11 protein-coding genes are annotated in these 13548 nt (G+C 33.5%); 4 read left to right on the top strand and 7 right to left on the bottom strand.

Translation table 11 applies throughout. The annotated features are described in order from the left end of the window. Window positions 1-253 precede the first annotated feature (253 nt). The 3 genes from FND99_RS02550 to FND99_RS02540 all read left to right on the top strand — a co-directional run bounded on the left by FND99_RS02550 (window position 254) and on the right by FND99_RS02540 (window position 4334). Complete coding sequence (locus FND99_RS02550) at window positions 254-2725, top strand: bifunctional UDP-N-acetylmuramoyl-tripeptide:D-alanyl-D-alanine ligase/alanine racemase (RefSeq protein WP_144336435.1); 2472 nt, start codon at window positions 254-256, stop codon at window positions 2723-2725. Window positions 2726-2791: 66 nt separating this feature from the next. After that, a complete protein-coding gene (gene mscL, locus FND99_RS02545; protein WP_144336434.1) occupies window positions 2792-3169 on the top strand; it encodes a large conductance mechanosensitive channel protein MscL in 378 nt (125 codons plus the stop codon). Between the two features lie 175 nt (window positions 3170-3344). Beyond that, complete coding sequence (locus FND99_RS02540) at window positions 3345-4334, top strand: aspartate-semialdehyde dehydrogenase (protein WP_144336433.1); 990 nt, start codon at window positions 3345-3347, stop codon at window positions 4332-4334. Window positions 4335-4507: 173 nt separating this feature from the next. Here the strand turns inward: FND99_RS02540 and FND99_RS02535 are convergent, their stop codons facing one another. The 7 genes from FND99_RS02535 to FND99_RS02505 form a co-directional block, all read right to left on the bottom strand. Beyond that, on the bottom strand, window positions 4508-4825 hold the full coding sequence (locus FND99_RS02535; protein ID WP_012023404.1) for a 2Fe-2S iron-sulfur cluster-binding family protein: 318 nt from the start codon (window positions 4823-4825) through the stop codon (window positions 4508-4510). A 60-nt stretch (window positions 4826-4885) separates the two neighbouring features. Then, window positions 4886-5365, bottom strand: coding sequence for a hypothetical protein (locus tag FND99_RS02530; protein ID WP_144336432.1), 480 nt, complete (start codon window positions 5363-5365; stop codon window positions 4886-4888). A gap of 215 nt (window positions 5366-5580) precedes the next feature. Next, complete coding sequence (locus FND99_RS02525; RefSeq protein WP_026727037.1) at window positions 5581-5820, bottom strand: NifU family protein; 240 nt, start codon at window positions 5818-5820, stop codon at window positions 5581-5583. 81 nt (window positions 5821-5901) lie between these two features. Then, window positions 5902-7032: an Mrp/NBP35 family ATP-binding protein gene (locus FND99_RS02520; RefSeq protein WP_144336431.1), complete on the bottom strand. Its 1131-nt coding sequence runs from the start codon at window positions 7030-7032 to the stop codon at window positions 5902-5904. Between the two features lie 298 nt (window positions 7033-7330). Then, window positions 7331-9760 carry an ABC transporter permease gene (locus tag FND99_RS02515; RefSeq protein ID WP_144336430.1) on the bottom strand — a complete coding sequence of 810 codons (2430 nt, stop codon included), beginning with the start codon at window positions 9758-9760 and terminating at the stop codon, window positions 7331-7333. Between the two features lie 126 nt (window positions 9761-9886). Then, entirely contained in the window at window positions 9887-10594 is a 708-nt protein-coding gene (locus FND99_RS02510; protein WP_144336429.1) for an ABC transporter ATP-binding protein, read from the bottom strand. A 130-nt stretch (window positions 10595-10724) separates the two neighbouring features. Further along, on the bottom strand, window positions 10725-11972 hold the full coding sequence (locus tag FND99_RS02505; protein WP_144336428.1) for an efflux RND transporter periplasmic adaptor subunit: 1248 nt from the start codon (window positions 11970-11972) through the stop codon (window positions 10725-10727). A 158-nt stretch (window positions 11973-12130) separates the two neighbouring features. Here FND99_RS02505 and FND99_RS02500 point away from each other — a divergent pair, with 158 nt between their 5' ends. Further along, entirely contained in the window at window positions 12131-13474 is a 1344-nt protein-coding gene (locus FND99_RS02500) for a sigma-54-dependent transcriptional regulator (RefSeq protein WP_144336427.1), read from the top strand. Window positions 13475-13548: the final 74 nt, after the last annotated feature.

Genomic DNA, 13548 nt, shown 5'->3' with positions numbered 1-13548 from the left:
TTTAGCCACGAAATGCGGAAATTTTCGGCAATTATTATTTGTTTTTTAGCCACAGATTAAAAAGATTTCCACAGATTAAAAATCATTTAAATTCTTTTAATCTGTGACTAAACTTCATAGGGACTAAAAATAAATTCGCGGAAATTAGTGTAATTGGTGGCATACCTTTCTTTGTAAACTAAAAATAAATTAGTGAAAATTTAGGAAGTTCGTGGCAAACCTTTTTTTAAATTTGACAAAAAGAAAATTGTAAATGAGCATAAATGTAAAAAGCCTTGTAGCGGTTCTTGATGCCGAATTGAAAGGTTCTAAAGAAGATAGTTTTATAGATCATATCTCAATCGACAGCCGTTCGCTGCAAAACGGATCTAAAACTTTGTTTTTTGCTTTGTCTGGTGTCAATAACGACGCTCATTTATATATTGCCGAACTTATTGAAAAAGGTGTTCAAAATTTTGTTGTTCAGTATATTCCTGAAAATGTTTTGGGCAAAGCCAATTTTCTAATCGTTGAAAACACATTGAATGCTTTACAGCAATTCGCGGCTTATTATCGAAATTTATTTGATTTTCCGGTAATTGGATTAACCGGAAGCAACGGAAAAACAATTGTAAAAGAATGGCTCAATTTCTTATTAAGCCCCGATTATAATATTATCAGAAGTCCAAAAAGCTACAATTCACAAGTTGGTGTACCGCTTTCGGTTATTTCGATAAACGAAAAACATAATTTGGGCATTTTTGAAGCCGGCATTTCTACCGTTGATGAAATGGAAAAGCTGGAAAAAATCATCAAACCCAATATTGGTGTTTTAACCAGCATTGGTTCTGCACATGATGAAGGCTTTGAAAATTTGGAACAAAAAATCAACGAAAAATTATTGCTTTTTAAAAATGCATCCGTCATTATTTATCAAAAAGAGGAATTGGTGGATCGAAGTCTTGAAGTATTTTCGAGTGAATATCCATTAAAAGAAAGAAAACTTTTTTCGTGGAGTTTTACAGATAAAAATGCTGATGTTTTTATTCTGAAAAAAGAAATCAAAAACGAAATCACGACTATTCAATACCAATATAAAAACGAAATTTTCGATTTAGAAATTCCGTTTAGCGATTCGGCTTCAATCGAAAATGTAGTTTCTTGTTTGTTGGTTTTGCTTTATTTTAAATACGATTCTAAAACCATTCAAAATCGTGTGCAAATGCTGTATCCGGTGCAAATGCGCTTGGAAGTCAAAAACGGAATTAACAATTGCAGCATAATTGACGATAGTTACAGTTCCGATTTTCAATCGCTTAAAATTGCTTTGGATTTTTTAGAAAGCCAGCAAAAAAAGAATGCCACAAAAACAGTAATCCTTTCTGATATTTTTCAAAGCGGTTTTTCTAATGAAGAATTGTATTCGAAAGTTTCTCAGCTTATTTCTGATAATAAAATAAATCGTGTAATTGGCATTGGTCCAACGATTTCTTCTTTTAAAGACAAGTTTTCGAATTGTATTACGTTTCCAGATACGACCTCGTTTATAGCTGCATTTGAAAGCTTGAATTTCAACAACGAAACGATATTGATCAAGGGCGCAAGATCTTTTCAGTTTGAGGAAATCGTGTCGCTGCTTGAGGAAAAAACGCATGAAACCGTTTTAGAAATAAACTTAGATTCTATAAGTCATAATTTGAATTACTATAAATCGAAATTGGCTGATGACGTCAAAATCATGGTAATGGTAAAAGCTTTTGGCTACGGAAATGGAGGTTTGGAAATTGCAAAACTTCTGGAACATCATAAAGTAGATTATTTAGGTGTGGCTTTCGCCGATGAGGGAATTTCCCTGAAAAACGGCGGAATCAAATTGCCAATTATGGTTTTGAATCCAGAATCGACAAGTTTTCCTTCTATAATTCAGTACAAATTAGAACCTGAAATTTACAGCTTAAAAGGTCTAAATGCCTTTTTGAAAATTGCAAAAGAAAAAAATCTAAAAGATTTTCCAATTCATATTAAAGTAGATACGGGAATGCATCGTTTAGGTTTTGAAGAAAACACAATTGATGAATTAATTGAGACTTTAAAAAACAATTCAAGCGTTCGCGTTCAAAGTATTTTATCGCATTTGGCAACAAGCGATGATCCGAAACATTTTGATTTTGTGGAAAAACAAATCAATTTATTTGAGAAATTGTCTTCAAAATTAATGTCGGAATTGAAGATAAATCCAATTCGTCATATTTTGAATACATCGGGAATCAGTAATTTTCCGAATGCACAATATAATATGGTTCGCTTAGGAATTGGTTTGTATGGTGTTTCAAATGATCCATTGGAACAAAAATATTTGGAGAATGTTGGAACGTTGAAATCAATTATTTCACAGATTCGATCGATTCCAAGTGGTGACAGCGTTGGCTACGGACGTCGTTTTATGGCCGAAAAAGAAACAAAAATTGCCACAATTCCAATCGGTTATGCAGACGGAATTTCGAGATTATGGGGAAATGAAGTTGGTTTTGTAACCATCAAAAATCAGAAAGCCAAAATCGTAGGAAGTGTTTGCATGGACATGCTGATGGTTGATGTAAGTCATTTAGATTGCAAAGAAGGCGATTCGGTGATTATTTTTGGCGAAAGCCCAACGGTAATTGAAATGGCCGAAGCTTTAAAAACGATTCCGTATGAGATTATGACTAGTATTTCGCAACGCGTCAAGCGGGTATTTTTCAGATAATTTTAAGAACTTTCAAGAAAATTGCGTATTTTCGGGATAATTAATCGTAACTAAAATAAAATAATTATGGGATTTTTTTCAGAATTTAAGGAATTTGCGATGAAAGGCAACGTAGTCGATCTGGCTGTCGGAGTTATCATTGGAGCGGCTTTTGGTAAAATTGTAAGCTCATTTATCGAGAATGTCATTACACCATTATTATTGAAACCGGCTTTAGATGCTGCGCATTTGTCGACGATCGAAGAATTGACAGCTTTTGGAGGTGTTAAATACGGATTGTTCTTATCGGCTGTTTTAAACTTTATAATTGTTGCTTTTGTTTTATTCTTGATAATCAAAGGAATTAATACTCTTAAAAAGAAAGACGAAGCTCCAGCAGCGCCTGCAGGACCAACTCAGGAAGAATTGCTTACTCAAATTAGAGATTTATTAAAAAATAAATAAAAATATAATACCGCTACACTAAGTCTAACTTAACCGCCTTCTAAAGAGGCGGTTTTTTTACAAAATGTTTATTTTATAACATTTTGTTATTTTTTGTGATGTGCCTTGCGGAGACTTTTATTATACTTATTTTTGCAGAACAAATTTGATTATAGAATTATTTAAAAATATAAAAATGAGAATTGCAGTTGTAGGTGCTACCGGAATGGTTGGCGAAGTAATGCTTAAAGTTTTAGCGGAAAGAAATTTTCCAGTTACAGAATTGATTCCTGTTGCATCTGAAAGATCAGTAGGAAAAGAAATTGAATATAAAGGAACAAAATATAAAGTTGTTGGTTTACAAACTGCAGTTGACATGAAAGCTGACATCGCTGTTTTCTCTGCTGGAGGTGATACTTCATTAGAGTGGGCTCCAAAATTTGCAGCTGCTGGAACAACTGTTATCGACAACTCATCTGCATGGAGAATGGACCCGACTAAAAAATTAGTGGTTCCAGAAATCAACGCTTCTGTTTTGACTAAAGAAGATAAAATTATTGCAAACCCAAACTGTTCTACTATTCAAATGGTAATGGCTTTGGCACCTTTGCATGCAAAATACAACATTAAAAGAATTATTGTTTCTACGTACCAATCAATAACTGGAACTGGTGTGAAAGCGGTTAGACAATTAGAGAATGAGTATGCTGGAATTCAAGGAGATATGGCTTACAAATATCCAATTCATAGAAATGCAATTCCACATTGCGATAGTTTTGAAGACAACGGATACACTAAAGAAGAAATGAAATTAGTTCGCGAAACTCAAAAAATTCTTGGAGACAATACGATCAGAGTTACTGCAACTGCTGTTCGTGTACCAGTTGTTGGCGGACACAGCGAAGCAGTAAATGTCGAGTTTACAAATGATTTTGATGTAAATGAAGTTCGCGAAATTTTACACCATACTGATGGTGTAACGGTACAAGATAATTTAGACACATTCACTTACCCAATGCCATTATATGCTGAAGGTAAAAATGATGTTTTTGTTGGAAGAATCCGTCGTGACGAAAGCCAGCCAAACACATTAAATATGTGGATCGTTGCTGATAACTTAAGAAAAGGTGCAGCAACAAACACAATCCAAATTGCTGAATATTTGATTCAAGCTGGATTGGTATAAATTTGAGAGATTAAAGAAAATTGTTATAAAGAAAAAGCCGTAATTGCAGTAATGCAGTTACGGCTTTTTTGATTTATCTCCGTAAAGAAAACCCGACAGGTTTTTAAAACCTGTCGGGTTTAACTCATAAAACAAAAAAGGCGAGAACCAAAATTCTCGCCTTTTACTATTTTTTAATATTCAGGGGCTAGTTCTAATTCTAAGCCTTCTAATTCTTCAGTAATAGGGATCTGACAACCTAAGCGGCTATTAGATTTAACATAAAATGCTTCCGAAAGCATGGCTTCTTCTTCGTCTCCCATTTCTGGCAATGCAACATCATTTAGAACATAACACTGGCAGGAAGCGCACATTGCCATTCCTCCGCAGGTTCCTTCAACAGGAAGTTCGTATGCTTTGCATAACTCCATTATATTCATTGCCATATCAGTTGGAGCCTGTAATTCGTGTATAACTCCTTCTCGATCTTTAATCTTAATTAATACATCCATTTTTATTGTTTGGAATTTTAAGGTCAGGATTTTATAAGGTGAAAAAATCCTATGTTTATTTTAACTTGGTTTTAGGCTAAATGCGTATTCTTTTTGACCATTTTCTTTAAGATGCATTTTTACACCCAGCATATTGCCACTTTTTTCAAGCAGTGTAACAATAGCAATTACAGAATAATAATCTTTATCACCTTGAAAGATCAATGTTCCTTCATAAGTTGAATTTACAACTCCTTGCTTGTCTGTGGTAACAGAAACTTTTCTTGGATGTGAAAATTCAGCTGTGCTGTACGTTGATTTGTTTGAAAACTTTGCTTTTCCTTCAGCAAAATCATATAAAAAATCGTAATTGCCAATTCTCAAACTACCTTCTTCACTGCTTGCATTGGTGTTAAATACAATTTGCCCTGAAAATTTAAAATCCGACCATTCTTCAGCTTCACTTACCCAAGCCTTGTCCACAATTAGAGTTTGTGTTTGCTGCGCATAATTTACAGATACAAAAAACAACAATAAAAATAAAGTGTAATAGTGTTTCATAAATTTTAAGATTTAGGGTTATTTTACAAATTTAAGTTAAAAAAGTAAAAATAACGCAACTAAAACTCTTAAATCTTTATGTTGTTTTTTGCTAAATCTGTAATATTTTGATTGGTTTTGATTGTTTTCAGTAAAAAAACCAAGAAAAAGTTTCAAAAGAAATATTATTCTTGTTAATAATACAAAACCGCAAAGGCTTCAAACAAAAAGAGTTGTTACATGATATTTACCACAGTTTCAATTTGTGGTGCATACTTTTTGATAGTAGTTTCAACTCCTGCTTTTAAGGTCATTTGATTCACGCTGCAGCTAATGCAAGCGCCTTCAAGACGAACTTTTACATGCTTGTCTTCATCAATCGAAATTAGCGTGATATCGCCACCATCAGATTTTAAGAATGGCCTTATTTCGTCTAAAGCTAATAAAACGTTATTTGTTAATTCTTCTGTTGTCATAATATTAATGTGTCAATTAGAGAATGTGTCAATTAGAAAATTTAATTCATTATCTAATTGGCACATTGTCTCATTATCTAATTATTTTTTCACTGCAGAACATCCTGCCATTGTTGTAATCTTGATGGCTTCTGTTGCAGGAAGGTTTTCGTTTCTGTTTACAGTTTCTTGTACAACATTTCGAGTGATTTCTTCAAAAACAGTTTCAATAACTGAAGCTGTTTGTAAAGCTGCTGGACGACCGTAATCTCCTGCTTCGCGAATAGACTGTACAATTGGAACTTCACCTAAAAATGGTACATCTAAATCTGCAGCAAGGTTTTTTGCACCTTCTTGACCAAAGATATAATATTTGTTTTCTGGCAATTCTTCAGGTGTAAAGTAAGCCATATTTTCAATAATTCCTAAAACTGGAACGTTGATATTGTCCTGCATGAACATTGCAACTCCTTTTTTAGCGTCAGCAAGAGCGACTGCCTGTGGTGTACTTACTACAACAGCTCCTGTAATAGGAAGCGACTGCATAATTGAAAGGTGAATATCTCCTGTTCCTGGAGGCAAATCTAGAAGCATGAAATCCAATTCTCCCCAATCAGCATCAAAAATCATTTGGTTTAATGCTTTTGCGGCCATCGGACCTCTCCAGATTACAGCTTGGCTAGGCGCTGTAAAAAAACCGATAGAAAGTATTTTGATTTCATAGCTTTCAATAGGTTTCATTTTTGATTTTCCGTCAACGGTGATCGAAATTGGTTTTTCGTTTTCAACATCAAACATAATCGGCATTGAAGGACCGTAGATATCAGCATCTAAAATCCCAACTTTAAAGCCCATTTTTGCTAATGTCACAGCAAGATTTGCAGTAACAGTAGATTTACCAACTCCTCCTTTTCCAGAAGCAACGGCAATAATATTTTTGATTCCAGGAATTGCTTTTCCTTTTATTTCATTAGGATTTTCCTTAGCCTCAACTTTGATGTTTACTTTCACTTTAGCATCTGGCGAAATCAAATCGTGGATTGTTTTTTTGATATCGTCTTCCGCTCTTTTTTTGATGTGCATTGCAGGTGTGTGCAGTACTAAATCGACTACAACTTCATCACCAAATGTAATAACGTTGGCAACAGCACCGCTTTCAACCATATTTTTTCCTTCTCCTGCTATAGTAATGGTTTCTAAAGCTTTAAGAATTTCTTTTCTGTCTAATTTCATTTTTAATGTAGGTGTTTTCTAATGACGAAACTTGTTTAAGCATTATGTTTATTTAAACTTGTTTCAGACTGCAAAGATAACAGATTAAGTTCGGATTCTTACTTTTTTTGAATCGTATTTATTGATATCGAAATTATTCAAAATGATATAGTTGTATTTTTTCGAAACGATTTTAAAAAGTGAAACAGACAAAAATAAATTTTAAATGAAAAAGATAAAAATTTAAGACGAAAAAAGACAAAAAGAAACCCGCCAAGATTCTGATTTGGCGGGTTTCCTAAAAAAAATGGTCTACAAGTTATTCGTATTTTAGATATTTCAAAACATCTATTTTAGTTACTTGATATGCTTTTGTCAAGACAATCAGCAACGTAAGGATCAATAATGAAACTAAGGCGATTGAAAATGGCAATGTCGAAATGTTTATTCTGAATGCGTAATCTTCAAGCCATTTTTGTAATAAAATATAAGCTGGAACGATTCCTATTCCAAATCCAAGCAAACAGAACAAGACATATTGTTTTGATAATTCTTTCAACAAAATATCAGTTTCTGCGCCTAGCGTTTTTCTAATTGCAATTTCTTTCAATCTTCTCTCCATCGAAAATGATGCCAAAGCGAATAATCCGAACACAGCAATTATAATTACAACCAAATTTAAAATGAAAAATAGGTTTTTTTGCTTAATTTGTTCTTGATAAGTTCTTGCAAATCCTTTGTTAACAAATTCATATTCAAAAGGATAATCAGGGTTTACATTTTTTGCCCAGAACGATTTCAATTTTTCTAACGTTTCTGTTAAATTATTCGGCGATACTTTTACAAAAACATTATTGAAGTTGTTCCAACCTAATGTTTTGATGTTTATAAAAACCATTGGAGGTACTTTATTCTGCAAACCTGTGATGTGAAAATCTTTTACAACTCCCACGATTTTAAATTTCAAATTATCACCTCCCGTGCTCCAGCCCGAGGTAATAATAGTATTTATCGGATTTTTTAATTTCAGTGTTTTTGCAAGCGTTTCGTTTATCAGCATGCTGCTAACGCTATCTGAAGCAAATTTTGGCGACAAGCTTCGTCCTTCAACAATTTTGATTTTCATCATTTCAAGGAAACCAAAATCCATTTCAACATTTCGTGGCTGTACAAAAATACCATTGTGTGTAAAACCTGAACTTGAATTTGTGCTTCCGCCAAAACTTCCTGCAAAAGTAGAAACATCCAGCACTCCTGATATTTTTTTGATTTGCTGTTTATCGGCTTCATATAGCGGGATTCGATTATCCCTGTCTGGTTTGTTGTATGGAATTGAAATCACTTGATCACCGCTGAAACCAAGATCTTTATTCATCATATAATTTACCTGCGAATTGACAATCAAAGCGCCAATGATAAAAAACGCTGCAATTCCGAATTGAAAGATAAGCATCGAATTACGAATCCAGATACCGCTTTTGCTTCTCGAAAAATTACCTTTTAATACTTTTAAAGTCTCGAAATTTGAGATGTAAATGGCTGGGAAAATACCTGCAAGAATGATTACTAATCCAAAAATCATAATGAGTTGCAGGTAAAATTCACTCCCATTCATGGTTAATGTCTTTTTCAAAAATGTATTATAATACGGCAACGAAAGCTCTACTATTGCAAGTGCAAACACAATCGCAAGTACAACAATTATGGCTGTTTCAAATATAAATTGAGTGACAATTTGGTTTTTGGTAGCGCCCACAATTTTGCGTACGCCAACTTCTTTTGCGCGTTTAATAGCCGATGCAGTTGCTAAATTGATATAGTTTACTAATGATAAAACTAAAATCAAAATAGACAGACCAGCCATAATATAAAGCAGTTTTAAATTTCCTACGCCTTCAGGAAAATTTTGTCCTGCCGAACTTTTTGTTCCATGCAAACGAGACATTTGCAATTGATCTAAAATAACAGTGATGTCGCCGTTTTCTTTTACATATTGTTCAACTGTCTGGCCGTTTGCTTTGGCATCTTTTACAGTTCGGTTCACAAAATTTACATTTTGCATTTTCTTTAAAACGGCAACAGGATCAGCATCCTTTTTTATTTTTACAAGCAAGCCGTAATTGAAATTTCCCCAGCTGTTTATGTCGCGTTCTTTTTTTACACCGCTAAAAACATAATTTGGTTCAATTGATGAAGGCGAAGTTATGCGATAAACAGCTTTAACAGTATATGTTTTGGTATTGTATGCGATCGCTTTTCCAATTGGATTTTCATCTTTGAAAATCAATTTTGCTTGTTCTTCCGAAATGGCAACACTGTTTTTTTCTTTTAAAATATTAGTTTTTGCACCTTTCAGAATTTCGAAAGGAAAAAAATCAAAGAAATTTTCATCACTTACGGTAATTTTTTTAGCCATTAATTTCTGGCCTTGAGATTTGATGATATCTTCGTCATACCAAGTATTAAAGAAACAAACAGATTCAATTTCAGAAATTGTCGCTTTACAAGTTTCTCCAAACGGAATAGAGTTTGATCCCCAAGTATCACCTGTTTGACCAATTTTATTCAGAACCATATAAGCGTTTTCCTTATTTGGATTCCATTGATCGTATGAATGTTCGTTGTTCCAATATAAAATCGCAAAGATTACGCTGGCAATCCCAATGCTTAACCCTAAAACATTTAAAAGCGAAAAAAGTTTGCTCTGCTTTAAATGATAAATAAATATTTTAAACCAGTTAGAAATCATGGTATTTGTGTTTTGTAGTTATTGAGGTTTTTAAACCCGATTAGTTTTTAAATCAAAGCCCATATTTTGCAGACGAATTCTACCAGAATTACGATTGCTGCTACGATAAATTTTACCATCTTTTCTTTATTTAGCGTCCATAAAAACATCTACATTTCTCTGGTTTAATTTTTCAGAGAATATCACACCGTCTTTCATATGAATGGTTCTTTGTGAGAACGAAGCATCATAATCAGAGTGGGTTACCATCAAAATTGTTGCGCCTTTTGCGTGCAGATCGGTTAAAAGTTCCATTACTTCATTACCGTTTTTACTGTCTAAGTTTCCTGTTGGCTCATCGGCAAGAATTATTTTCGGGTCATTTACAAGAGCTCTTGCAACGGCAACTCTTTGTTGCTGACCTCCAGAAAGTTGTTGCGGAAAATGTTTCAAACGATGTGAGATATTCAATTTCTCAGCAATAGCTTCAATTTTTTGTTTTCTTTCAGATGCTTTTACGTTATTGTACAACAAAGGCAGTTCAATATTATCATATACAGAAAGCTCGTCGATCAAGTTGAAATTCTGAAAAATGAATCCGATATTTTCCTTGCGAACCTGCGCTCTTCCTTTTTCTTTAAGGCCAATCATTTCTTGATCCAATAATTTATAACTTCCATCATTAGCGCTGTCTAAAAGCCCAATGATATTTAATAAAGTCGATTTTCCACAACCAGACGGCCCCATGATAGTTAAAAAGTCACCTTTTTTAATTTCTAAAGAAATTCCGCTCAATGCTGATGTTTCTACTTCTTCTGTTCTAAAAACTTTGGTTAAATTTTGAATTGTTATCATTTTTGTAAAGGTGTTAAATGTTGTTGATTACGTTTTTTGATTGATGATTGAAACTTTTATAATTGTGAATTATGAATTGTAAATTGAAAAACTTTAAACTGTGACTGAAAACTGACTACTAAATGCCTGATCACTGATCACTATTAATAGAAAGTTCCTCAATGTCCTTATAGTCTGAATACGATGAAGTAACCACAGATTCGCCTTCTTTTAAGCCTTCAAGAACTTCAAAGTATGAAGGATTTTCTCTTCCTAATTTTATATTTCTTCTTTCAGCTTTATTTCCTTTTACTACAAAAATCCATTTCCCTGCAGTTTCTTGGCTAAAGCTTCCTTTTGGCAGCACTAAAATTTTGTTTCTTTCTGATAAAATCAATTTCACGCCAAAGCTAAGTCCGTCTTGCAGTACAATATTTTCTTTAGATGTAAAAGCCAATTCTACTGTAAAGTGTCCGCTTTTTACTTCTGGAATTACTTTCGTTACAAGAACTTCAAGTGTTTTTCCTTTAAATTCTACTTGACCTTTTAAGCCCTCGCGAACTTTTTCCAAATAAAATTCGTCAACATCGGCAGCAAGTTTGTAACCGCGTTTTGAATCGATTTTTCCAATGCTTTGACCAGCTTGAAAATTTTGCCCTAACACAGCTTCAAAAGAAGTTAATCGGCCAGATTCTGGGGCAGTTATCAAGAAATTCTTTTTGTTGTTTCTCAAAATATCCAAACTTTTTTCCATTGTCTGGATAGAACGATTGATTTGTGAAATCTGAATTTGATTGGTTTGTTTTTCTTTCTGAATACTTTGCTGAATCGTTCTTTTTCGTTCTTCCTGAAAACGCAAGCTTTCTTTAAAAGTATTCCAGTCGTTTTTCGAAATCACTTCTTTTTCATACAATTTGGCATTCATGTCGTACAATCTTTTGGCGTCGTTGTAATCGTGTTCGATCAAAACCAAATCTTTGTTTAAATTCAATTCTTGATTTCTGATGTTCAGTTTTCCTGTGTTTAAATTGTTGATTTGCTCAATAATAGCCGTTTCCTGAGTCAAGTAATTCAGTTCGGTATTTGGGTTGTAAAGTCTTGCAAGCGATTGGCCTTTTGTTACCATTGCTCCGTTTTCAACAAAAATCTCTTTTACAGATCCGCCTTCGGTAACGTTTACAAGCATTACGTTCAAAGGTTCAACTTTTGCCTGAAAAACCACAAAATCTTCAAAAAAAGCTTTCTCGACTTTTTGAACAGAAAGTTCTTCAGCTTTTACATTTAAACTTCTTTTGGTATTAAACGAAAAAAAGACAATTGTGGCCAAAACTAAAAAAACTCCAATTACTATTGTGAGATATCTAAATTTTCTATTTTTACGAGGAATAACGGTGTCCATTTTTTAAATAATTTACTGATTACCAATAGGTAAATACTGTGCCACAAAATTTATAATTTGTAAAGCATTGATTTTAAAGAAGCTTTTTAAAACAACCAAATCAAAGAGTGTTCGATAATGAACAGTTGACCGTTCAAAATCGGACAAAAAAATAAAGCATGAGAAAAAAACAAGCCCAAATATTAATTGTTGACGATCAAGAAGAAATTCTTTTTTCGGCAAAAATGATTCTCAAAAAGCATTTTGAAACGATTATTACTGAAAATAGTCCGAAAAAAATCATTGCGGCTTTAACCGAAAATGACATCAATGTTGTTTTATTAGACATGAATTACCGAATTGGGTTTGAAGATGGGCGCGAAGGAATTCATTGGCTGAAAGAAATCAAAACACTTTCGCCAAATACAATTGTGATTTTGATGACCGCTTTTGGAAAAATTGACACTGCTGTTGAAGGGATAAAAATCGGTGCTTTTGATTATGTTCTAAAACCTTGGAACAACGAAAAACTCCTTGAAACAATTGATAAGGCTGTCGCCGAAAGTCGAAAAAACAATAAAAAACCAGTTGTTGAAAAGACAGAAAAACGATATTTTACCGGAACTTCTCAAAAAATAAAACAAGCCTATTCAATTGCTGAAAAAGTAGCAAGAACCGATGCGAATGTTTTGATTTTAGGTGAAAACGGAACCGGGAAATATGTTTTTGCTGAGTTTATTCATCAGAATTCTGAACGAAAAAACGAACCGTTTGTACATGTTGATTTGGGTTCTTTGAGTGATAATTTATTCGAAAGTGAACTTTTTGGATATGCAAAAGGAGCATTTACAGATGCAAAAATAGATACGCCGGGAAGATTTGAATTGGCTCAAAACGGTACTATTTTTTTGGACGAAATTGGAAATATTCCACTTCATCTGCAATCTAAATTGCTGCACGTTTTACAGACAAAAACAGTGACGCGCTTGGGCGAAAGCAAAGCAAGACCTTTAAATGTCCGAATTATTTCAGCTACAAATAATGATATTAAAGCTGAAGTGAAAAATAAGATTTTCAGAGAAGATTTGTTGTACCGAATCAATACCATGGAAATCAATTTGCCGCCTTTGCGCGAACGAAAAGAAGATATTGTGCCAATGGCGCATTTTGTTCTGGATCAGATTGCTGAAAAATATAATCAAGACAATTGGCGTTTTGAAGAAAATGTGGCTTCTTATCTAGAAAAATATCCGTGGAAGGGAAATGTTCGTGAAATGGAGAATAAGATTGAGCGCGCGCTAATTTTGGCGGACAACAATACAATTTCAGTTCATGATTTAGATATTTTAGATTTTGAGGAAATTCAGGAAAATGACGAAAATCCATTATCTGAATTGGAAAAAACAGCAATCGAAAAAGCACTTTTCAAACATCACGGAAATATCTCAAAAACCGCGGAAGAATTAGGATTATCAAGAGCTGCACTGTATAGAAGAATTGAAAAATACGATCTAAAAAATTAAAGTAAAAGCGTTAATTTAACCGCAAAGTACGCAAAGTATTTTTTTTGTAGTGTTTGTAATTGCTTTATTAAGTT

Origin of the sequence: Flavobacterium daemonense, assembly GCF_007341385.1 — a bacterium.
In the GTDB taxonomy this organism is placed as follows: Bacteria; Bacteroidota; Bacteroidia; order Flavobacteriales; family Flavobacteriaceae; genus Flavobacterium; species Flavobacterium daemonense.
The sequence above is the reverse complement of the archived record's forward strand: the minus strand, read 5'-3'. Positions and strand labels throughout refer to the sequence as shown.